Below are 21,972 nucleotides of genomic sequence, written 5' to 3' on the forward strand. Positions count from 1 at the left end.
GACGACGCGCAGCACTGAGCCTGCTGATTCGTTCGCTTCGCTCACTCATGTCAGATGTCATCCTCGTCGAAGGCCGGGCGGACGCCGCGGGCGAACATGATCTCGTCGTTGCTGGTGCCGGCGGCGACCATCGGCCAGACCATGGCGTCCTTGCCGACCACGAAGTCGATCACCACCGGGGCGTCGTTGATCTCCATGGCGGCGGCGATGGTCTTGTCAACGTCGTCGGCGTTCTCGCAGCGCAGCCCGACGCAGCCCAACGCCTCGGCGAGCTTCACGAAGTCGGGGATGCGGTGCTTGTGGGTGCCGAGGTCGGTGTTGGAGTAACGCTCGTTGTAGAACAGCGTCTGCCACTGCCGGACCATACCGAGGTTGCCGTTGTTGATCACGGCGATCTTGACCGGGATGCCCTCCAACGCGCAGGTGGCCAGCTCCTGGTTGGTCATCTGGAAGCAGCCGTCGCCGTCCACCGCCCAGACCACCGCGTCCGGCTTGCCGACCTTGGCGCCCATCGCCGCCGGCACCGCGTAGCCCATCGTGCCGAGCCCGCCGGAATTCAACCAGGTCTGCGGCTTCTCGTAGGAGATGAACTGCGACGCCCACATCTGGTGCTGGCCCACCCCGGCCACGTAGATCGCGTCCGGGCCGACGATCTCGCCCAGCCGCTTGATCACGTACTGCGGGGAGAGCGTGCCGTCGGCCGGCTCGTCGTAGCCCAGCGGGTAGCGGTTGCGCAGGTCGTCGAGCTGGGTCCACCAGTCGCCCAGGTCGCTGTCGTGCCCGGCAGCACGTTCGACGGTCACCGCCGCGATCAGCTCGTCGATGACGTGCCGGGCGTCGCCGACGATCGGCACGTCCGCGTGCCGGTTCTTGCCGATCTCCGCGGGGTCGATGTCGGCGTGCACCACGGTCGCGTCCGGGGCGAACGAGTCCAGCTTGCCGGTGACCCGGTCGTCGAACCGCGCGCCCAGCGCGACGATCAGATCCGCCTTCTGCAGGCCGTAGACCGCGGCGACGGTGCCGTGCATGCCGGGCATCCCCAGGTGCTGGGGATGCGAGTCGGGGAACGCGCCGAGCGCCATCAGCGTGGTGACCACCGGGATGCCGGTCAGCTCGGCCAGCCGGCGCAGCCCGTCGGTGGCACCGGCCTTGAGCACCCCGCCACCGACGTAGAGCACCGGCCGGCGGGCGCCGGCCATCAGCCGGGCCGCCTCCCGGATCTGCTTGCCGTGCGGGTGCAGGGTGGGCCGGTAGCCGGGCAGGTCGAGGGTGGGCGGCCAGGCGAAGGTGGTCGGCGCCTGGAGCACGTCCTTGGGGATGTCGACCAGCACCGGGCCGGGCCGGCCGGTGCTGGCCAGGTGGAACGCCTCGGCCAGCACCTGCGGGATCTCCTCGGCGCTCTGCACGAGGAAGTTGTGCTTGGTGATCGGCAGGGTGATGCCCTGGATGTCCGCCTCCTGGAAGGCGTCGGTGCCGATCGACTGGCGGGCCACCTGACCGGTGATCGCCACCATCGCCACCGAGTCCATGTACGCGTCGGCGATCGGGGTGACCAGGTTGGTCGCGCCCGGGCCGGAGGTGGCGATGCAGACGCCCACCTTGCCGGTGGCCTGCGCGTACCCGGTGGCGGCATGACCGGCGCCCTGCTCGTGGCGGACCAGGATGTGCCGGACGGTGGAGTCGTAGAGCGGGTCGTACGCCGGCAGGATCGCGCCGCCCGGGATGCCGAAGACGACGTCCACGCCGAGCGCCTCAAGGGACCGCACGAGCGAGCCGGCGCCGGAGACCTGCGCCGGAGCGGGTGTCCGTACCGCCGGGACGGCCGGGGTGGCCGCGGCGCGCGCGGCGGTGGAGTCGACGTCGCCGCCCGGCTCGGCGGCGGCGCGGGCGCGCCGGGCGGTGTGGGCGAGGGTCTCTGGCGTGGGTCTCGTCATGGCGGTTCTGGCCTTCGGCTGGAATGGCTGGGGCTTGTCAAGCGAAGCGACGCGGGCGGGCCCGCCCCGACAGGTTCCGATGGCAATAAAAACGGCCCTCGTGCAGATGCACGGGGCCAGCGCACTCTCGATGAGGGAGAGTGCGCTCAGGTAAGTACTCGCGACCGGTACGACGACATGTGGCTAAGCCTGACGCATCTCACGCGATGAGTCAACTGATCCCACATGTTGGTTAACGGAGCGCGGCGAGTCGGGCGGCGACGCGCCCTCGGCGACCGGAGTGACCTGCCCCGACCCCCCGGAAACCCGGCGTGGCGTGGGCAGCGGGGTGGGCCTCGCACCTGGCGAGGTCGCCGCCTCCAGCATCGCCTCCAGGTGCTCGGCGGGCACGCCCCAGCCGAAGAGCGCGCCCTGGCCGAACCGGCAGCCGGCGGCCACCACCGCGGCCAGCTCGGTGGGGGTGGTCACCCCCTCGGCGATCACCTCCAGCCCCAGCTGGTGGCCCAGTCGCATGACGATGTCGACCATCGGCGCGAACGCCGGACCGTCCGCGCCGACCGGGCGGACCGGCTCGTGCTCGGCGACCAGACTGTGGTCGATCTTCAGGATGTCGATCGGCAGCCGGCGCAGCTGCCCCAGTGAGGAGTAGCCGGCGCCGAAGTCGTCCAGCGCGATCCGGACACCGGTCAGCCGCAACGCGGTCAGCCGCCGGATCAGCTCGTCCAGGTCGGTGGCGACCGCGTGCTCGGTGACCTCCAGCACCAGCCGCTGCGGCGGCACGTGGTGGGCGCGCAGCGCCTCGGCGACCTGGACCACGTACTCCGGGGCGTGCAGCTCGCGTGGGGAGACGTTCACCGAGACCCACACGTCGTGCCCGTCGGCCAGCCAGCGGGAGAGCTGGTAGCAGGCCTGGTGCAGCACCCAGGCGCCGAGGGTGGCAATCATGCCGCACTCCTCGGCCAGCGGGATGAACTCGTCCGGGCGGACGTTACCCAGCTCGGGGTGGTGCCAGCGGAGCAACGCCTCGGCGCCGACCGGCCGGACCGACGGCAGCGAGGCCACCGGCTGGAAGGCCAGCCGCAACTCGTCGCGTTCGATGGCGCCGCGCAACTCGTGCTCCAGCGTGGTGCGCCGACGCAGCAGCTGGTCGTACGTGGCGTCGTAGCGCTCGATCCGGTTCTTGCCGCGCTGCTTGGCGTAGCGCAGCGCCAGGTCGGCATGGCGCAGCAGCAACTCCACGTCCGGCTCGCCGGCCCACCCGGCCACCCCGATGCTCACCGAGAGGAAGACGGGCCCTTCGGGCTGGTCGTACGGCCGGTTGAGCACCCCGAGCAGCCGCTCGGCGACCCGGTTGGCGTCTGCGGGCCGGCCCGCCATGAGCACGGCGAACTCGTCGCCGCCGAGCCGGGCCGCCACGTCGCCGGGGCGCAGGTTGCCGCGCAGCCGCCGGCCCACCTCGGCCAGCACGGCGTCGCCCACGTCGTGGCCACGCATGTCGTTGACGTTCTTGAAGCCGTCCAGGTCCAGACCGAGCAGCACGCACGGGGTGCCCGCCGCGGCGCTGTCGTGCAGCGCGCGCAGCAGCCCCCGCCGGTTGGCCAGCGCGGTGAGCGGGTCGGTGTGCGCCAGCTCGCGGAAGTGCGCCTCCCGCTCGGCCAGCCGGCCGGCGTAGTCGCGGACGTCCTTGAGGGTGAGGTACTGCCGGGCCACCAGGGCGAAGCCCTCCACGCTGCCGGCGACGACGCCCGCCGCGGTGAACCGGCCGTCCTGGAGGAGGTGGTACATCGCCGAGGCGGCCATCGCCAGCATCGGGGCGATCGCGTACTCGCCGTCGCGACCGATCAGGTCCAGGTCGACCTGACCCGGCCGGTCGGCGCGGTGCACCGCGAGCGCGACGGTCAGCAGACCGGCGGCGAGCACCGCCGCGCCGGCCAGGGCCATGTTCGGTCCGGCCTGGCAGAGCCCGGCGGCGAGACCCAGCCCGCCGCAGGCCACCGCGCTGATGCCCACGCCGAGCGCGGCGAGCCGCCGACGCGGGGCGGCGGCCCGGAAGACGACGATCACGCTGAGCCCGGCGCCGAGCGCGGCGCTCACCGTGGCCAGCAGGATCGCCGGGCACGCCATCGGAGTGGCGGCGCCGAGCAGCCGGGTGGGCTCGGAGAAGAGCACCCAGCCGACGAACCACAGCGCGGCGGCCATGATCAACCCGTCCAGGGCGAGCCGGGCGGTCCCCGCCGCGGTGGCCGCCAGCCCGGGCAGTCGGAGCAGGCCGGCGGCGAAGGCCAGCCCGCTCACCGCCGTGCCGATCGCCACCGCCGTGGCCCACCCGGTGCGCTGCCCCTGCTCGTGCGCCCAGTGCTCGCTGCTGGCGAGCACGGTCGCCACCCCGACCAGGAGGCTGAGCAGGGCGACGCCGGCGGCAGCGGCGAGCAGCACGTGCGCCGGGCGGCGGGGCCCGGCGCGCCGCCGGGCGACCACGGTCAGCAGTGCGGCGGCGGCAACGGCGACGAGCCCGCTCAACGCCGCCACAGCGACCATGCCCGGGGGAAAGTGCACGCACTCAAGAGTGCCGGATGCGCGCTCGCCGTGGGGACCGGGTGTGCATCTGTTGGGACACGGCGCCCGCTCCGGACGGCCGGCGCCCCGGCGGTGTCATGCTGGTGAGCATGCCTGAGCTGCGGTCGAGGACCTCCACACACGGTCGGACGATGGCCGGCGCCCGGGCCCTGTGGCGGGCCACCGGGATGACCGACGACGATTTCGGCAAGCCGATCGTCGCCATCGCGAACAGTTTCACCCAGTTCGTGCCGGGTCACGTACACCTCAAGGACATGGGCGGCCTGGTCGCCGACGCGGTGGCCGAGGCCGGCGGGGTGGGGCGGGAGTTCAACACCATCGCGGTCGACGACGGCATCGCGATGGGCCACGGCGGCATGCTCTACTCGCTGCCCAGCCGCGAGCTGATCGCCGACGCGGTGGAATACATGGTCAACGCGCACTGCGCGGACGCCCTGGTCTGCATCTCGAACTGCGACAAGATCACGCCCGGCATGCTGCTGGCCGCGCTGCGGCTCAACATTCCGACCGTCTTCGTCTCCGGTGGCCCGATGGAGGCCGGCAAGACGATGGCGATCGAGGGCGTCGTGCACAGCAAGATCGACCTGATCGACGCGATGATCGCCTCCTCGAACGAGGCGGTCACCGACGACCAGCTCGGCGAGATCGAGCGCTCCGCCTGCCCCACCTGCGGCTCCTGCTCCGGCATGTTCACCGCCAACTCGATGAACTGCCTCACCGAGGCGATCGGGCTGGCGCTGCCCGGCAACGGCTCGACGCTCGCCACCCACGCCGCGCGCCGGTCGCTCTTCGTCGAGGCCGGCCGCACCGTCGTGGAGATCGCCAAGCGCTGGTACGACGGCGACGACGACTCAGTCCTGCCCCGCACGGTCGCCTCCAAGGCCGCGTTCGAGAACGCGGTCGCCCTGGACGTGGCGATGGGCGGCTCCACCAACACGGTGCTGCACCTGCTCGCCGCCGCCCGTGAGGCGGAGATGGACTTCGGTGTCGCCGACATCGACGCGATCTCCCGGCGGGTGCCCTGCCTGGCCAAGGTCGCGCCGAACTCGCCGATGTACCACATGGAGGACGTGCACCGGGCCGGCGGCATCCCCGCGATCCTCGGCGAACTGGACCGGGCCGGGCAGCTCAACCGGGACGTGCACGCCGTGCACTCCCCCTCGCTGGCGCAGTGGCTGACCGACTGGGACGTGCGCGGCGGTTCGCCGACACCGACCGCGGTCGAGCTGTTCCACGCCGCCCCCGGCGGGGTGCGCACCGTCGAGCCGTTCTCCACCACCAACCGGTGGTCGTCGCTGGACACCGACGCGGCCGGTGGCTGCATCCGGGACCGCGAGCACGCCTACTCCGCCGACGGCGGGCTGGCCATCCTGCACGGCAACCTGGCGCCGGAAGGCAGCGTGGTGAAGACCGCCGGCGTGCCGGACGACTGCCTGACCTTCCGCGGCCCGGCCAAGGTCTACGAGTCGCAGGACGACGCGGTGACCGCGATCCTCGCCAAGCAGGTGGTCGCGGGAGACGTCGTGGTGATCCGGTACGAGGGGCCCAAGGGCGGCCCCGGCATGCAGGAGATGCTCTACCCCACCTCGTTCCTCAAGGGACGTGGGCTGGGCCGATCCTGTGCGCTGCTCACCGACGGCCGGTTCTCCGGCGGCACCTCCGGGCTCTCCATCGGGCACGTCTCCCCCGAGGCCGCCTCCGGTGGGCTGATCGCCCTGGTCCGAGACGGCGACGAGGTCGTCATCGACATCCCGGGCCGGTCCATCGAGCTGAACGTGCCCGCCGAAGAACTGGAGGCGCGACGGGTGGCCGAGGAGAAGCGTGACAAGCCGTACACCCCGACCGACCGGCAGCGGCCGGTGTCGGCGGCGCTGCGCGCGTACGCGTCGATGGCCACCTCGGCCAGCGACGGCGCCTACCGCCGCGTCCCGGAGTAGGCCCGGGGCACGCCGTGTGATCAACACACGAGCGAGTCAGCTGGCCGCGACGACGTGGTCGATCACCAGGTGGGCGGCGCCGGTGATGCCGACGTCCTGGCCGGTGGTGACCCGCTCGATGAGCAGGGTCTGGGTGGCCAGTGGCAGGCACCGCTCGTAGAGGGTGGCCCGCATGCTGGCCAGCAGCGGTTCACAGTCGGCGAGTCGGCCGCCGATGGCCACCACCTGCGGGTTGAAGAAGTTGACCACGACGGCCAGGATCTCGCCGATGGCCCGGCCGGCCTGCCGGGCGAGCGCCGTGGCGTGGCGGTCGCCGTCGTCGATCAGGCGGATGACCCCGGTCAGGTCGGAGACCGGGACTCCCTGGTCGCGTAGCGCGGTGACCAGGGCGGCGCCGCTGGCCACCGCCTCCAGGCAGCCGGCATTGCCGCAGCTGCACGCCGGCGCGGGGTCAGCTACCACCCGGCAGTGACTGATGTCCCCGGCCGACCCCTGGGGCGGCGTTCGGAGAGATCTTCCGGTCCGGCATCCTGGCCCTGGACCGTGGACAGACCGAGGCCGGCCTCGCCGTCGGGCTGCGCCGCGGACAGGTGATGGCGCTGGTGGTCCTGCCCCAGGCGCTGCTCCAGCTCACCCCGTCCCTGGTCAGCCAACTGGTCGGGTTGCTCAAGGACACCTCGCTCGGCTTGGTGGTCAGCTACACCGAGCTGCTCTACAGCGGGCAGGTGCTCTCCTCGTACACCCACCTACTGATCCAGACGTTCCTGGTGGTGGCGCTGATCTATCTGGTGGTCAACGCCTCGCTGTCGAAGTTCGCCCGCGTCCTTCAGGCCCGCAACGGCCGCTTCGGCGGCCGACGTGGACGAGGCAACGCAGACCTGCCCCCACCACTCATCGAAGGGAGCAGCACCCGGTGACCGCTGCCCGATATGCCGAACTGGCCCGGGTCGTTCGCAACGGCTTTGTCGAGAGCAGGCACTACGGCAGCGTCGTCGTGCTCGCCCCGGACGGCGAGGTCGTCCTCGCCGCCGGCGTACCCGACGAACCGGTGCTCCGCCGCTCCACCCTGAAGCCGGCGCAGGCGTTGGCCTGCCGGGTCGCGGCGGCCCCCGGCCTTGACGGCGCCGACCCGCTGACCGGCCCGGCGCTGGCGCTCGCCGCCGGCAGCCACACCGGCGACGACCGGCACGTCGAGGTGGTCCGGGCGATGCTGGCCGGCGCTGGCCTGACCGAGGACGCCCTCGGCTGCCCGGTGGACTGGCCGGAGGACGAACTGACCCGGGACCGGCTGATTCGCGCTGGCGGGCAGCGCGACCGGATCCGGATGAACTGCTCCGGCAAGCACGCCGCGATGCTGGTCGCCTGCGTCGCCCGGTCCTGGAGCACACACGACTACCTCGACCCCGATCACCCGCTGCAGCGGGAGACCGCCGCGACCGTCGCCCGGCTGGCCGGCACGCCCATCGCGCACCACGCGGTCGACGGCTGCGGCGCGCCACTGTTCGGCCTGCCACTGACCGGCCTGGCCCGCACGTTCCAGGCGTTGGTCACGGCGCCCGCTGGGACCGACGAGGCGCTGGTCGCGCAGGCCATGCGCCAACACCCGGAGTACGTGGGTGGGTGGCGCGGGCACTCGAACACCGACCTGATGCGGGCGCTACCCGGCGTACTCGCCAAGGGCGGGGCCGAGGGCGTGCTCGCGCTGGCCACCCCGGACGGTCACGCCGTGGCGGTGAAGGCGATCGACGGGTCACCCCGCGCCACCACCGTCATCGCGCTCGCCGCGCTCGACGCCGTGGGCGTACCGGTGGATGGGGCCGACGCGCTGCGTCGGGTACCGGTGCTCGGCGGCGGCGAACCGGTCGGCGCCGTCACCGCCGCCATCGATTGGACCGCGGCATCGTCTCGTACCGAAGCGGCATCGTCTCGCACCGAAAAGGAAGAGTCATGAGCACATTCGAGATCTGCATCGACAGCGTCGAGGGGGCGGTAGCCGCCGAGGAGGCCGGCGCCGACCGGGTGGAGCTGTGCTCCGCGCTCTTCGACGGTGGACTGACCCCCAGCCTGGGCACCATCGAGACGGCCCTGCGCGCCGTCACCCGGATCCGGGTGCATGTGATCGTCCGGCCCCGGGCCGGCGACTTCATCTACTCGCCGTTCGAGATCGAGGCGATGGAGCGGGATGTGCGGGCCGCGGTCGCGGCCGGCGCGCACGGCATTGTGATCGGCGCGTTGACCGCCGAGGGTGACGTCGACGTGCCGACCACCCGTCGCCTGATCACCGCCGCCGGCGACGCCAGCATCACCTTCCACCGTGCGTTCGACATGACCCGCGACCCGCACGCGGCGCTGGAGCAGCTGATCGAGTTGGGCGTGCACCGGGTGCTCACGTCGGGTCAGGAGGTCAGCGTGCTGGAGGGTGCTCCGCTCATCGCCGACCTGGTCCGCCGGGCCGCCGGGCGGATCGTCATCATGCCGGGTGGCGGCATCACCCCGCGCAACATCGTCCGGATCGTCGAGGCGACCGGCGCCGACGAGTACCACTTCGCGGCCCTGGTCAGCTCGGACAGCCCGGCCGTGCATCGCAACCCGGCACCGCTGATGGGTGGCAGCCTGAGCCGGCCCGAGTACGAGCGGTCGGGCACGTCCGGCAGCCTGGTCGGCCAGGTGCTCGCCGCCGCCCGGGCCTGACCGGCAGCGGGTTTCGACGAGCGGCGGGCCTGGAGGAATTTCCTTCAGACCCGCCGCTCGCGCGTGTCAGCGGACGGCGACCGGCCTCAGTAGGCCAACAGGGCGATGAGCAGCGAGGACACCGCCGCTGCCAGGAGCACGCCGCCGGTGCCGAGCCCGACCACCGCGCTCACCGCCACGGCGCGTGCCCGGGCCACCGGGACGGCCGCGACCGCCACCACGGTGACGAGCGCGGCGACCAGGTGAATCAACGGGTAGTCGATCAGCGCCGCGACCGGGAAGAGGTGCACGCCCACGACGAGGGCGATCCAGGGGGCGGTCAGCTCACGACGCCGCAGCAGGGCGAGCAGCCCGGCACCGAGCGCGGCGGCGGCGAACTCGATGCCGACGACGATGCCGAAGGTGGGGCTGGTGTCGGCGTCGAACGCCGTACCGTCCGACCAGTGACGCCAGGCGAGCAGGGCCCCGGCGGCCGCCGTGAGCAGCGCGAGAACCGAACCGACGATGAGCACCGGCCGCCACCTCTTCGGGGGCGCCTCCTGCGCCCAGCCGAACCAGCTGGTGGCGAAGAAGCCGAAGACGAACGCCGTCGCCGCCGCGTCTCGGACATGTTCGGTGATCATTTGCGCTCCCCGGGGTACCGCCTGGGCGAGACGTCTGTCTTCGCCTCTTCGGTCGGCCGCGTTGTGAGGCGACGGCCACGGCGGTAGATCATGCCGTAGCGGGGCGGGCTGCCCTACCCGCACCGGCCCCGGTCGCACTTCTCAACCGTCACGTCCGGCCGGCCGGGCCGCCGGTCACGGGCAGCGCAGCCCCGCGGGCGTGCCGGATCGCCGCCGGGGTATCGGAGAAGACCAGCCCCTCGCGGCGCAGGTCGTCGGCCACTCCGAGGGTGGCGAGGACCTGGTCGTGGGCGGGGGTGATGCCGGAGAGCAGGACGGTGATCCCGCGTCCGCGTAGCCGTCGGATCGCGTCGCCGAGGACGTGCGCGCCGGTGGCGTCCATGGTGGTCACCCGGGACATCCGCAGGATGACGACACGGACGTCGGCGACCTCGGACAGTTCGAGAAGGAAGGTGTGGGCCGCGGCGAAGAAGAGCGGCCCGTCCAGCCGGTACGCGACGATGTGTTCGCTGAGCAGCGCGTACTCCTCGGCGCTGTGTTCCTCGGGGTCGAGGGGCACCTGTTCCAGCCGGGCGCTGCGGGCCACCGCGCGTAGGGCGAGCACCACGGCGACGCCGACGCCGACCGCGACGGCGGTGACGAGGTCCCAGATCACGGTGACGGCGAAGGTGAGCACCAGCACGACGGCGTCGCCCCGGGTGGCCCGCGCCAACGCCCACAGCGACCCGGCCTCCACCATGCGGACCGTGGTGGCCAGCAGCACCCCGGCCAGGGCGGCGAGCGGGATCCGGCCGACCAACGGCGCGGCGGCCAGCACGATCGCCGCGAGGGCGACGGCGTGGGTGAGGGCGGCCAGCTTCGAGGCCGCCCCGGCGCGGACGTTGACCGCCGTACGGGCGATGGCGGCGGTCGCCGGGATGCCGCCGAAGAGCGGGGCCGCGAGGTTGGCCAGCCCCTGACCGAACAGCTCCCGGTCCGGGTCGTGCCGTTCACCGACGGTCATGCCATCGGCGACCGTGGCGGAGAGCAGGCTCTCCAGGGCGGCGAGCGCGGCGACGGCGAGCGCGCTGGGCAGCAGCACGCCGAGCGCGCCGAGGTCGAGGAAGCCGAGCGAGGGGGCGGGCAGGCCCTGCGGCAGCGCGCCGATCCGGACCAGGTCGACCGGGACGATCTCGGCGAGGACGGTGGCCGCTGCCACGCCGAGCAGCGAGAACGGCAGGCCGGGTCGCCACCGGGCGCCCAGCAGCATCAGCGCCGCGACGGCGAGGGCCACCGCGAGCGCGACCGGCCGCGGGTGTACGACGAAACGGGCGACCGCGTCGGCGGCGACGGCCCAGACCTTCTCCCCGTGGGCGTCGGTGACGCCGAGCGCGGCGGGCACCTGTTGCAGGGCGATGACCACGGCGATGCCGGCGGTGAACCCCTCCAGCACCGGAGTGGGCAGGTAGCGGACGTACCGGCCCAGGCGGGCCACGGCGAGCGCGATCAGCACCAGGCCGGCCATCGCCCCGACCATGAGCACGCCGGTGGCTCCGAACTGCTGCACCACCGGCACCAGCACCACGGTCATCGCCCCGGTCGGCCCGGAGACCTGGAGGTTGGAGCCGCCGAAGACGGCGGCCACCGCGCCGGCGATCACGGCGGTGATCAGCCCGGCCTGGGCGCCCAGCCCGGAGGTGACGCCGAACGCCAGGGCCAGCGGCAGCGCCACCACCGCCACGGTGAGCCCGGCCAGGAGGTCCCGGCGCGGTGAGCGGTGGACGGCCGCCCAATCGGCCCGGCCGGGCAGCAGCCCGAGTAGCCGCTCGCGGACGACAGGAATGGCGCCGCTCACCTGTCCCCGCCGGTGGCGCGCAGCTCGTCGAGGAGGCCATCCCGGTCGGTGAGGACCGCGCCGAGGATCCGCCGCCCGGCGGCCAGCAGGTCGGCCACGTCCGGGGTGCTGAGCGCGTACATGACGAGGGGGCCGTCGCGGTGTGAGGTGACCATTCCGGCGCGGCGCAGCACGGCGAGCTGCTGGGAGAGGTTGGACGCCTCGACCTCGATCACGGCGAGCAGGTCACGGACCGGTTTCGGGCCGTCCTGGAGCAGTTCGAGGACCCGGATGCGCACCGGGTGCCCGAGGGTGCGGAAGAGTTCCGCCTTCGCCTGGTACAGCGGGACCGACATGAACACCCTCCCCGGATCGATGCGAAGACTTTAGCACTTGAAGAAGTCTTCAATCGCTGAGGTGCGAGCGTCCGACGGTCCGCCCCCGTTGTTAAGAAGGGACCCCTCCTCTACCGGAGGCGTTAAGAAGGGGCCCTTCCTTTCAGATGTCGTTGACGGTGCGGAGGACTGGGCGGGTGGTTAGCGCTTGCTCGTTGAGGGGGGCGTCGGCGCGCACCGTGAGGGTGACCGACTCGCCGGGCAGCAGGGTGACGAGCGCCCTGTCCACGGACGCCGACGGGTCCAGACGGTCCGGGAAGAGAGTCAGGTCACGCAGCACCGTGCGGGCCGTGACCCGGACCCGCTGCCCGCCGTCGACCGGCTCCACCGTCGCGTCCCAGGCCGCGGCCGGCCAGTCGACGTCCCGGTCCTCGGCGAAGAACCACAGCGCCCGTTCGGCGCTCTCCCCCGCCTCGGCGACCAGCAGCTCCCGCCGGGTCTCCTCCGCATCGGCCAGCTCCACCGGCAGCGCCAGCGTCACCGCCGAGTACGCGGGGACGTCCAGCTCCATCGTCGTCTTCGCCCGGGGCTCACCCGCGACGGTCAGCCGGGTCACCGACGCCGACGTCCGCCAGGGCGTGCCGCCGTCGTTCACCGCGACAAGCGCCAGGCCCCCGTCACGGGGCTGGACGGTGAGCAGCCGGTCCGCGTACGCGTGGCGTAGCGCGTACCACAGGGGTTTGCGCCGGCCGTCGCCGTCAACGGCCGACCAGGAGGTGACCGGCCAGCAGTCATTGAGCTGCCAGACGATGGTGCCGGCACAGACGTCCCGGTGCGAGCGGAAGTGCTCCACTCCGAGCTGGATCGCCCGGGCCTGGTTGAGCTGCGTCAGGTAGTGCCAGTCGTCGAAGTCCGCCGGGGCGGGCAGGTGCGCGTCCAGGCCCCGCTGGAGCTTCGCGTCCCCGTCGGCGGCCTTCTGGTGGTGTGCCATGCCCGGTGAGTCGTGGGCGAGGGGTTCGTCGCTCAGCGCCCGGCGCAGGGTGGCGTACGCCGGCGGGCCCTGGTAGCCGAACTCGGCGACGAAGCGCGGCACGTACTCCCGGTATTTGATGTAGTCGTCGGTGTTCCACACGTCCCAGATGTGTGTGGTGCCGTGCGCCGGGTCGTTGGGGTGGATCTCCTCGGTGCCCGACCAGGGGCTGCCCGGCCAGTACGGGCGGGTGGGGTCCAGCTCACCGACGATGCGGGGCAGGACGTCCAGGTAGTAGCCGCGCCCCCAGGTGCGCCCGGCGAGGGCCTCCTGCCAGTCCCAGTCGTGCCAGCCCCAGATGTTCTCGTTGTTGCCGGTCCAGAGCACCAGCGACGGGTGCGGCGCCAGCCGGGTGACCTGTTCGGCGGCCTCGGCGGCCACCTCGCTGCCGAACGGCTCCTCCTCCGGGTACGCGGCGCAGGCGAACAGGAAGTCCTGCTGGACCAGCAGCCCGCGCTCGTCGGCGAGGTCGTAGAAGTCCGCCGACTCGTACCGGCCACCGCCCCAGACCCGCAGCAGGTTGATGTTGGCCTCGGCGGCCTGGTCGAAGCGCCCGGCCAGCCGTTCCCGGGTGATCCGGGTGGGAAACGCGTCGTCCGGGATCCAGTTGACCCCCCGTACGAAGACCGGGACGTCGTTGACCGACAGCGCGAACGAGGTGCCGTGCTCGTCGGGGGTGGTGTCCAGCCGGACCGAGCGGAAGCCGATCCGCCGGGACCAGCTGTCCAGGGTGTCGCCGTCCGGCGCGTGCAGGCTGACCTCCAGCAGGTGGCGCGCCTGCTCGCCGTACCCCTGGGGCCACCACAGCGCGGGCTCGCGGACGGCGAGCGTCAGCACGGCCGTGCGCTGCCCGGCCGGGACGACCACCTCGGCGCGGGCGCCGGCGACGGTGGCGCGGACGGTCAGCGGGACGTCCGCGACCCGCTCCACCTCGACGTGCAGCTCGACCCGCCCGTCCCGGCCGGCCAGGGTGACCAACGGGCGGACGGTGGCCAGCCGGGCGGTGGACCAGGCATGCAGGCCGATCTCCTGCCAGATGCCGGCGGTGACCAGCGTCGGCCCCCAGTCCCAGCCGAAGTTGCAGGCCATCTTGCGGATGAAGTGGAACGGCTCCGGGTAGGCGTTGGGCCGGTCGCCGAGCCGCTCCTGCTGCGCCTCGGCGTAGCGGTAGGCGGAGTCGAACGCGACCACCAGGTCGTTGTCGCCGTCCCGCAGCAGCGAGCGGACGTCGAACCGGTAGCCACGGTGCATGTTCTCGGTGCGGCCGACCTCGACACCGTTGACGGTGAGGGTGGCGACGGTGTCCAGGCCGGCGCAGACCAGGTCGACCCGGTCGTGGTCGCCCGGTGGGCGGCGAAAACTCGTCCAGTAGCTCCAGTCGGTGCGCCCGATCCAGGCCAGCGCCACCTCGTTGTCGTCGAGGTAGGGGTCGGGGATCAGGCCGGCGTCGAGCAGGTCGGTGTGCACGCAGCCGGGCACGGTGGCCGGCACGGACCGGTCGGCGATCTCCGCCGGGACCTGTGCTCCGGGCGCCGCCCGCAGGGTCCAGCCGTCGTGGAGTGCCTGTCGGCTCAAGATTTCACCGCACCTTCCATGATTCCGCGGACGATCTGGCGTCCACCGATGAACAGCATGATCAGCAGGGGGATGGTAGCCACGAACGCGCCGGCGAGCACCCGCCGGTAGATGACGTAGTTGCCGCTGGCCAGGTCGGAGATGGCGACCATCGAGGTCGGGTAGTCGGTGCCGCCGAGGGTGATCAGCGGCCACTGGAAGTCGTTCCAGGTGGACACGAAGGTGAGCAGGCCGAGCACCGCGAGGGCCGGCCGGATCGCCGGGAGGACGATGTTCCAGTAGACCCGCATCGTCGTGGCACCGTCCATCCGGGCCGACTCGACCAGCTCGTCGGGGACCGTGTTGAGGATGAACTGCCGCATGTAGAAGACGCCGAACGCGGTGACGAGGCCGGGCACGATGACCGCCAGGAGGGTGCCGTTCCAGCCCAGCTTGCCCATCACGATGTAGAGCGCGACGACGCCGAGCTGGTTCGGCACGGTCAGGGTGAGCACCACGAACAGCATCAGCCACCGGCTGCCGGCGAAGCGCAGCTTGGCGAAGGCGAAACCGGCCAGCGAGCAGAAGAACAGCATCGCGGCGGTCACCACGGTCGAGACGATGACGCTGTTGATCAGCGAGGCGGCGAAGTACACGTCCTGGAGGGAGAAGACCTCGTCCAGGTTGACCAGGAACCGGTCGCCGGGGATCACCGCGGGCGGGATCTGGGCCAGTGCCTCGTCGTTGCTGGTGGCGATGACGAACATCCAGTACAGCGGGAACGCCGCGAACAGCATGGTGGTGGCCAGCAGCAGGTACGTCCCGATGCCGGCCGGGGTTTCCTGCGGCGCGCGACCCATCAGGGCGGCCCGCCTGCGGCGGTTCGTGGTGACCGCCGGCGGCGGCGGTGCGGTGTCGACGACGCTCACCTGGATCGCCCTCCGGAGATTCGATTGGTCAGCAGCGTGTTGATCCCCGCCACGACCAGGATGATCAGGAAGAGAGCCCAGCTCATCGCGGCGGCGTAGCCCAGGTTGAGGTCCTTCCAGCCGACCTTGTAGATCAGCTGGGCGATGGTCTGCCACTCGCCGTTGGGTCCGCCGGTGGCGGCCTGGGAGTTGAGGTCGAACAGCATCGGCTCGATGAAGAGCTGGAACCCGCCGATGGTGGAGAGGATGACGGTGAAGACGATCACCGGCTGGATCATCGGCACGGTGATCCGCCAGAGCTGCCGCCACGGGCCGGCCCCGTCGACCGCGGCGGCCTCGTAGACGTCGCGCGGGATGGACTGCATTTCGGCCAGGTAGAGCAGCGCGTTGTAGCCGATCCACTTCCAGTTGACCATCGTGGCGATGGCGATCCAGGCGTGCAGCTTGTCGGCCCGCCAGTTGATCGGTTCGTCGCCGCCGATGCCGAAGAGGCCGAGCACCCAGTTGGCCATCCCGAAGTCGCGGGAGAAGAAGACGCTGAACACCATCGTCGAGGCGACGATCGGGGTGACGTACGGCAGCAGCACGCCTACCCGCCACCAGGTCTGCGCCCGCAGCCGGCGGTTGAGCAGCGAGGCCACGATCAACGCGAGCAGCAGCTGCGGCACCGACGAGAGCAGGAAGATGCCGAAGGTGTTGTAGAGGGCGTTCCAGAAATCCTCGTCGCCGAAGAGCTGGCGGAAGTTGGCCAGGCCGGCCCAGCCGGTCAGCGTCGGGTCGTCCAGTCGATAGTTGCGCAGCGCGACGACGCCGTTGAACACGAGCGGGAACAGCCCGAAGACCAGGAAGATCAGGAAGAAGGGCGCGATCAACACGTACGGCATGTAGCGCATGTCGAAGCGGTACAACCGGTCCCGCCAGCTGAGTCGACGGTGGTCCGGGTCGGTGCCGTGGCCGTGCCGCCCGGCGGCGGTTCGGCGGCCCGACGACGCGGGCGCGGCGCGGGTGGTGGACATCGGGACACTCCAGGGCCGAAGAGACGGGGTACGCGCGCGGGCGGCGCGGGGGCGGCACGGTGCCCGGCGCGCCCCCGCGCCGACGGCTCAGGACTTGCTGGCCTTCTCGGCTTCCTTGATCGCCTCGGCCCAGGCGGCCTCCGGCTTGAGGGTCTTGTTCTGCACGCGGGTCAGCACGTTCTCCACCGCCACCCGGGTCGGCCCGTTCTTCTTGCCCAGGTACTGCGGCGTGAGGCCCTGCGCCATCTTCGGGAAGATCTGCCCGACCGGCGCGTTGCTGAAGAACGGGTTCGTGAAGTCGGCGATGGCCGGGTCGCTGTAGAGGGCCGGCTGCGAGGGCAGGTTGCCGACCTTCTTGAAGATCTCGATCTGCTGCTCCGGCTGCACCAGCCACTCCAGCAGCTTGTACGCCTCGTCGACGTGCTTGCTCTGCTTGGGGATGGTCAGGAACGAGCCGCCCCAGTTGCCGCCGCCACCGGGCACCGCGGCGATGTCCCACTTGCCCTCGGTGCCGGGGGCGGTGTCCTTGATGTGCCCGAGCATCCACGCCGGGCAGGCGAGCACGGCGAAGGAGCCGCTGGTGAAGCCCTTGTCCCAGTCGGCCTGGAAGCTGGCCAGGTTGGCGGAGAGGCCGGCCTGGATCGCCTTGATGGTGTAGTCGAAGGCGATCTTCGGACCCTGCTCCATCTGGAGCTGGTCCTGCTCGTTGTAGAAGCCGACCGGCTGCTGGCCGAGGATCGGGTTGAACAGGTTGCTGCCGGCGTCGATGAACTTCTTGTTGGTCTTGCCGGTGTACTCCTGGCCGACCTCGATGAATCTGTCCCAGGTGGGCCAGAGAGCGGAGACCTGGTCGCGCTCGGTGGGCAGCCCGGCGGCCTTGAACAGGTCGGTGCGGTAGCACATGGCCAGGCCGCCGGTGTCGGTGCCGAGGCCGATCTGGGTCTTGCCGTCGGCGGAGAGCGACTGCTTCCACTTCCAGGGCAGGTACTTGCTCTCGTAGGAGCCGGCACCCTTGTCCAGCAGGTTGACGAACTTGTCCGACTGGCTGCGGAACTGCACCATGAAGCCCTCGTCGATGGCCGCGATGTCGGCCGCGCCGGAGCCGGCGACCAGCTTCTTCTGCAGGTCCTCGTGCTGGGCGTTGTATTCGCCGGAGTTCAGCTGGATCTTGACGTTCGGGTTGGCCGCCTCGTACTTCGTCTTGAGGTCCTGGAGGCCGAAGTCGCCCCAGAAGTTGATTTTCAGGGTGACCTGGCCGTCCGTCGCGCCGGAATCCTGCCCGCTCTTGCCGCTGCACGCGGCGACCAGCGCGAGGCCGACCGTGCCCGCGGCGACGGCGCGGGCCCATCGGGTCCAGGACCGTTTCATGGCATCCTCCGAGCAAATGGGAACGCTCCCGGGATCGAGAGACGTTGACTGAACCGGATAAGTGAGGCCACCGTACGGGCCGGCTCCGGGGGTGTCAACGGCTTGTTACAACATGCTCGTCCGGCGCTCGAAAGGACCCGTGGGAGCGCGAACATGCGTGGTAGAGCGCCTTCCGCCGCAGCTCGGCGGGCCGGCCCCCACCCCGACATCGAGCAACCATCGGTACGCTGAACCGTGCAAGCACATCGCACCGAGCGACGACGTGGAACGTGGACGCCGGTCATCAACCACCGGCACCGGTTGCGCTAGGTTGATGCCGCCGACACGCCCCGCGCCCCGCTGGCCGGGCCGCGCGTGTGACGGCAGGCCAGAAGACCCGGCCCGTGGGGGCGGAGAGCAAAGGAGCACGCCGGTGAAGCGGCCGACCATCGCCGACGTCGCCCGACGCGCCGGGGTGTCCAAGGGCGCCGTGTCGTACGCGCTGAACGGGCAGCCCGGCGTCTCCGAGGCCACCCGGCAGCGCATCCTGGCCATCGCCGCCGAGATCGGGTTCAGCCCGAGCAGCGCCGCCCGGGCGCTCTCCGGCGCCACCGCCGAGGCGGTCGGCCTGGCCCTGTGCCGGCCGGCCCGGATACTGGGCATCGAGCCCTTCTTCATGGAGTTGATCAGCGGCGTCGAGGCGGAACTCTCCGCCCGCTCGTACGCGCTGACCCTGCAGGTGGTGGCCGACCAGGACGCCGAGATCGCGGTCTACCGACGCTGGTGGGGCGAACGCCGGGTGGACGGCGTACTCGTCTGCGACCTACGCACCGACGACCACCGCATCCCCGCTCTCGAACAGCTCCCGCTACCCGCGGTGGTGATCGGCGGGCCGGGCGGCACCGGCGACCTGGCCAGCGTCTGGTCCGACGACGCGGCCGCACTGACCGAGGCGGTGGAGTATCTGGTCGCGCTCGGGCATCGGCGCATCGCCCGGGTCGGCGGCCTGCCCGACCTGCGGCACACCGAGATCCGCACCGAGGCCTTCGCGGCGGTGTGCCGGCGACTCGGCCTGGTCGACGCGGTCACCGTCTGGTCCGACTACACCGGCGAGGAGGGCGGCCGAGCCACCCGCCGCCTGCTCAGCTCCGCACAACGGCCCACCGCGGTCATCTACGACAACGACGTGATGGCCATCGCCGGGCTCTCCGTGGCCCAGGAGATGGGGCTCACCGTGCCGGGCGATCTGTCCATCGTGGCCTGGGACGACTCCCCGCTCTGCCGGCTGGTGCACCCGTCACTGACCGCGTTGGGCCGCGACATCCCGGCGTACGGCGCGCACGCCGCCCGGCAACTTCTCGCCGTCATCGCCGGAGAGCCAGCCACCCGGGTCCAGGACGAGACGCCGCACCTCACCCCGCGCGGCAGCACCGCACCGCCCCGCGACAGGTGAACCGGTTCACCCCAGGGAGTCGTCAGCGGGACGCCGAGGGAAACTCCTCGAAGTACGCCTCGACCCGCTCCGCGGTCGCCGGGCGGGCCAGCGCGAAGCCCTGCCCGTACCGGCAGCCGGCCCGGTGCACCCCCTCGACCTGGCCCGGTGACTCCAACTCCTCGGCGACGATCTCGACCCCCAGCCGCTCGCCGACGTTGACCACCACGTCGATCAGCGGCGGCTGCCCGTCCGGTCGGGCGCCTACCAGCTCCGGGCCTACCTTGAGCAGGTCGATCGGCAGCCGGCGCAACTGGGCCAGCGAGGCGTGTTCGGCCCGGAAGTCGTCCAGCGCGGTGCGCACGCCCAGCGACCGCAGGCCGGCCAGCCGGGCCACAACGGTCGGCAGGTCGGCGGCGACCCTCGGCTCGGCCACCTCCACCACCAGCCGCTCCGGCGACACCCCGTACGCGGCCAGTACGGCCGCGGCACGCTGCACGAAGTCGGGTGTGGTCAACTCCCGGGTGGTGACGTTGACCGCCATCCACAGCTCGCGGGTGCCCGCCGACCAGTCGGCCAACTGGCGGCAGGCCCGGTCCAGCACCCACCACTCCAGCTCGCCGACCAGGTCCAGGTCCTCCGCGACCGGCAGCAGCTCGGCCGGGAGCACCGTGCCGAGCGCCGGGCTGCGCCAGCGCAGCAGCGCCTCGGCACCCACCGGCTGCCGGCTGGCCAGGTCGAGCACCGGCTGGTAGACCAGATCCAGCTCGCCGCGCGCCACCGCACCCGGCAGCTCACGTTCCAGGTCGAGCCGGCGGACGAGCTGCTCCTCGAGGAACGCGTCGTACCACTCGACCCGGTCCCGGCCCAGCTGCACGGCCCGCCGCCGGGCCAGCTCGGCCTGGCGGAGCACGTCCGCCGGCCCGGCGCCGCTCACCTCGGCCAGCCCGATGCTCGCCTGCACCCGCAGCACCGTCCCGGCCAGCCGGTAGGGCGGGGTGAGCGCGGTCAGCAGTCGGGTACCCAACGCGTACGCCACAACCGGGCCGGCGGCGGTGACCACCGCGAAGCCGGCACCCGCGCAGCCGGCGACCAGGTCACCGGGGGCGACGACCGCGCGGGCCCGGCGGACCGCCTCGGCCAGCAGGTCCTCCCTGGCCGCCGGGCCGATTCCGTCCGCGCCGTGCAGGTCGACCAGCAGCAGCGCGCCGGCCGGCGCCGGCACGTCGCCGATCGAGGCGAGGGCATCCAGCAGGGCAGCCCGGTTGCAGGGACCGTCGCCAGCCGACACGGACCGGGGGCTGAGCGCCGACCACGACACCTCGCCGTCGGGCGGCCAGGTCGAGCCGGCGCCGTTCGAGGTGGCCGGCCCGTCGTCCGGCCCGCCGAGCCAGCGGGTCGCGCGGCGGTGCCGGACGGCGCGGCCGGCACGCCGGCGGTGTGCGGCACGGCGGTCGGGGGTGGCCGCGTCACCGGAGCGCAGCAGCTCACGCAGCACCAGTGGCGGCACCGCGGCCACGGCCAGCAGCACGCTCATCCGGTCCGGTGAACGGCCGGCGCCCAGGTGCAGACCCGCCGCCAGCAGCAGCAACGCCGCCGGGAGCACCGACCGGGGCCAGGCGGACACGTGCTCACCCGCCGCCAGCTGCACACCGCCCGAATCCGTCGCGTCGCCCGCGCCGAGCGCGGTGAGCAGCATTCCGAGCACCAGCGGCGGTACGGCCAGCAGTGCCGCCCGACCGGCCGGCGCGGGCGGCAGGGTCGCCAGCAGCGCCAGCCCGGCCAGGGTGAGCAGAACGCCACCGCGGCAGATGGCGGCGCCCGAGCGCCGATGCGGGCCGGTGAACGCACTGAGCGCGGCCATGCCCAGCCCGCCGAGCCCCAGGGCGGCGACGAGCCGGCCGGGCAGCGGCAGGATGTCGCGGGGCAGCAGCAGCCAGGCGGCGAGGGCCAGCCCCACCGCCGGGCCGGTCGCCTCGATCAGGTGACGCAGCCGGACCCGGACCGGTGGCCGCGCCCGGCCGGGGAGCCGGCGCAGTCCGGCCGTGGACAGGACGGCCGAGACCAGCAATCCGGTCAGCGTGGCGGTCCGGTGCCCGGTGGCGGCCAGCGGCAGCACGGCGGCGGTGAGCCCGGCCGCCACCACCGCCGCGTCGAGCAGTACGCCCGCCGCACGCCGGGCCGCACGCCGCCTGGTGGCTCGCCCGGCCGCACGTGCCGCCGGCACCCCGCAGGACGCCCCCACGCCCTGCGGGGGCATCCCGGCAGCGGGATGGGCTGCGGTCGGCCCGCCAAGCGGTGGGTCGGCGCGCCAGGGTTCGGCGGTCGACGGGTCGGCGGGCGTCAGCTGGGCGGGCGACAGCTCGGTGGGCGACGCCGGGGTGGGCGACGCGTCGGCGGGGCGGCGGGTCGCCAGCCGGGAGAGCCGCACCCCGGCGAGCGTGGCACCCGCGCCACCGGCCAGCGCGATCACCACCGAGGTCGGGACCAGGTCAGCGGCACCGGCGAGGACGAGCAGCGCCACCGCCGCGGAGACGGCGGCCTCCGGCGCCGCCCGGCGGGGGACGAGGAGGCGGAACGGGTACGCGAGGAGCACGGCGGTCGCCTTCGTGAGGGGGCACGGGGGCGGTGCGGCGGTGTGGGCGACCGGACGTTGCGGTCCGCTGCCCAACAATCGAGAACGAACGGCGGCCAGATCGGTTATGGGTCGATCACCCGAAGGAGCCAGTGACCCGTGTCACTGTACGGCCTGAC

15 protein-coding genes and 1 pseudogene are annotated in these 21,972 nt (G+C 72.5%); 5 read left to right on the top strand and 11 right to left on the bottom strand.

What is annotated here, in order from left to right:
* Positions 1-50: 50 nt before the first annotated feature.
* Together ACWD6N_RS25270 and ACWD6N_RS25275 are read right to left on the bottom strand one after the other, a co-directional pair.
* Positions 51-1,934 (bottom strand): acetolactate synthase large subunit, encoded by a 1,884-nt coding sequence (locus ACWD6N_RS25270; protein WP_354966993.1) that lies wholly within the window; start codon positions 1,932-1,934, stop codon positions 51-53.
* A gap of 183 nt (positions 1,935-2,117) precedes the next feature.
* The gene (locus ACWD6N_RS25275; protein WP_450005200.1) at positions 2,118-4,472 is read right to left on the bottom strand and encodes a putative bifunctional diguanylate cyclase/phosphodiesterase; all 2,355 of its coding nucleotides are present in this window, start codon (positions 4,470-4,472) and stop codon (positions 2,118-2,120) included.
* Positions 4,473-4,600: 128 nt separating this feature from the next.
* Here ACWD6N_RS25275 and ilvD point away from each other — a divergent pair, with 128 nt between their 5' ends.
* Positions 4,601-6,448: a dihydroxy-acid dehydratase gene (gene ilvD / locus ACWD6N_RS25280; RefSeq protein ID WP_354966995.1), complete on the top strand. Its 1,848-nt coding sequence runs from the start codon at positions 4,601-4,603 to the stop codon at positions 6,446-6,448.
* 36 nt (positions 6,449-6,484) lie between these two features.
* On the opposite strand, the pseudogene ACWD6N_RS25285 reads toward ilvD, so the two are convergent.
* A pseudogene (locus tag ACWD6N_RS25285) lies at positions 6,485-6,979 on the bottom strand (ROK family protein); the annotation flags it as partial.
* On the opposite strand from ACWD6N_RS25285, the gene ACWD6N_RS25290 reads away from it, so the two are divergent.
* The 3 genes from ACWD6N_RS25290 to ACWD6N_RS25300 are packed head-to-tail and all read left to right on the top strand — an operon-like array spanning position 6,961 to position 9,139.
* Positions 6,961-7,365 carry an ABC transporter permease subunit gene (locus tag ACWD6N_RS25290; RefSeq protein ID WP_354967064.1) on the top strand — a complete coding sequence of 135 codons (405 nt, stop codon included), beginning with the start codon at positions 6,961-6,963 and terminating at the stop codon, positions 7,363-7,365. The pseudogene ACWD6N_RS25285 and the gene ACWD6N_RS25290 sit on opposite strands and share 19 nt — an antisense overlap.
* A complete protein-coding gene (locus ACWD6N_RS25295) occupies positions 7,362-8,399 on the top strand; it encodes an asparaginase (RefSeq protein WP_354966996.1) in 1,038 nt (345 codons plus the stop codon). The genes ACWD6N_RS25290 and ACWD6N_RS25295 overlap by 4 nt, the downstream gene beginning before the upstream one ends.
* Positions 8,396-9,139 carry a copper homeostasis protein CutC gene (locus tag ACWD6N_RS25300; RefSeq protein ID WP_354966997.1) on the top strand — a complete coding sequence of 248 codons (744 nt, stop codon included), beginning with the start codon at positions 8,396-8,398 and terminating at the stop codon, positions 9,137-9,139. The genes ACWD6N_RS25295 and ACWD6N_RS25300 overlap by 4 nt, the downstream gene beginning before the upstream one ends.
* Before the next feature lie 86 nt (positions 9,140-9,225).
* Here ACWD6N_RS25300 and ACWD6N_RS25305 read toward each other — a convergent pair whose 3' ends face one another.
* From ACWD6N_RS25305 to ACWD6N_RS25335, 7 genes are all read right to left on the bottom strand, one after another.
* The gene (locus ACWD6N_RS25305) at positions 9,226-9,762 is read right to left on the bottom strand and encodes a hypothetical protein (RefSeq protein WP_354966998.1); all 537 of its coding nucleotides are present in this window, start codon (positions 9,760-9,762) and stop codon (positions 9,226-9,228) included.
* 148 nt (positions 9,763-9,910) lie between these two features.
* Positions 9,911-11,596 carry a SulP family inorganic anion transporter gene (locus tag ACWD6N_RS25310; protein WP_354966999.1) on the bottom strand — a complete coding sequence of 562 codons (1,686 nt, stop codon included), beginning with the start codon at positions 11,594-11,596 and terminating at the stop codon, positions 9,911-9,913.
* Positions 11,593-11,931, bottom strand: coding sequence for an ArsR/SmtB family transcription factor (locus ACWD6N_RS25315; RefSeq protein ID WP_074317640.1), 339 nt, complete (start codon positions 11,929-11,931; stop codon positions 11,593-11,595). The genes ACWD6N_RS25310 and ACWD6N_RS25315 overlap by 4 nt, the downstream gene beginning before the upstream one ends.
* Before the next feature lie 142 nt (positions 11,932-12,073).
* The gene (locus ACWD6N_RS25320) at positions 12,074-14,515 is read right to left on the bottom strand and encodes a glycoside hydrolase family 2 protein (protein WP_450005194.1); all 2,442 of its coding nucleotides are present in this window, start codon (positions 14,513-14,515) and stop codon (positions 12,074-12,076) included.
* Entirely contained in the window at positions 14,512-15,354 is an 843-nt protein-coding gene (locus ACWD6N_RS25325; RefSeq protein ID WP_450005201.1) for a carbohydrate ABC transporter permease, read from the bottom strand. Before ACWD6N_RS25325 ends, ACWD6N_RS25320 begins: the two co-directional genes overlap by 4 nt.
* 65 nt (positions 15,355-15,419) lie before the next feature.
* Positions 15,420-16,439: a carbohydrate ABC transporter permease gene (locus tag ACWD6N_RS25330; protein ID WP_450005195.1), complete on the bottom strand. Its 1,020-nt coding sequence runs from the start codon at positions 16,437-16,439 to the stop codon at positions 15,420-15,422.
* An 87-nt stretch (positions 16,440-16,526) separates the two neighbouring features.
* Positions 16,527-17,807, bottom strand: a complete 1,281-nt coding sequence (locus ACWD6N_RS25335; protein ID WP_450005196.1) for an ABC transporter substrate-binding protein — start codon at positions 17,805-17,807, stop codon at positions 16,527-16,529.
* A 412-nt stretch (positions 17,808-18,219) separates the two neighbouring features.
* Between ACWD6N_RS25335 and ACWD6N_RS25340 the strand changes: the two genes are divergently transcribed.
* Positions 18,220-19,239, top strand: a complete 1,020-nt coding sequence (locus ACWD6N_RS25340; protein WP_450005197.1) for a LacI family DNA-binding transcriptional regulator — start codon at positions 18,220-18,222, stop codon at positions 19,237-19,239.
* Between the two features lie 22 nt (positions 19,240-19,261).
* On the opposite strand, the gene ACWD6N_RS25345 is transcribed toward ACWD6N_RS25340, so the two are convergent.
* Positions 19,262-21,814, bottom strand: coding sequence for an EAL domain-containing protein (locus tag ACWD6N_RS25345; protein ID WP_450005198.1), 2,553 nt, complete (start codon positions 21,812-21,814; stop codon positions 19,262-19,264).
* Between the last annotated feature and the right edge of the window lie 158 nt (positions 21,815-21,972).

Source organism: Micromonospora sp. NPDC005163 (assembly GCF_053599835.1).

Coding starts and splice junctions, on each gene's coding strand:
- ACWD6N_RS25335 (WP_450005196.1), bottom strand. CDS start 17,807: ATGAAACGGTCCTGGACCCGATGGGCCCGCGCCGTCGCCGCGGGCACG.
- ilvD (WP_354966995.1), top strand. CDS start 4,601: ATGCCTGAGCTGCGGTCGAGGACCTCCACACACGGTCGGACGATGGCC.
- ACWD6N_RS25270 (WP_354966993.1), bottom strand. CDS start 1,934: ATGACGAGACCCACGCCAGAGACCCTCGCCCACACCGCCCGGCGCGCC.
- ACWD6N_RS25300 (WP_354966997.1), top strand. CDS start 8,396: ATGAGCACATTCGAGATCTGCATCGACAGCGTCGAGGGGGCGGTAGCC.
- ACWD6N_RS25305 (WP_354966998.1), bottom strand. CDS start 9,762: ATGATCACCGAACATGTCCGAGACGCGGCGGCGACGGCGTTCGTCTTC.
- ACWD6N_RS25325 (WP_450005201.1), bottom strand. CDS start 15,354: ATGGGTCGCGCGCCGCAGGAAACCCCGGCCGGCATCGGGACGTACCTG.
- ACWD6N_RS25330 (WP_450005195.1), bottom strand. CDS start 16,439: ATGTCCACCACCCGCGCCGCGCCCGCGTCGTCGGGCCGCCGAACCGCC.
- ACWD6N_RS25315 (WP_074317640.1), bottom strand. CDS start 11,931: ATGTCGGTCCCGCTGTACCAGGCGAAGGCGGAACTCTTCCGCACCCTC.
- ACWD6N_RS25275 (WP_450005200.1), bottom strand. CDS start 4,472: ATGGTCGCTGTGGCGGCGTTGAGCGGGCTCGTCGCCGTTGCCGCCGCC.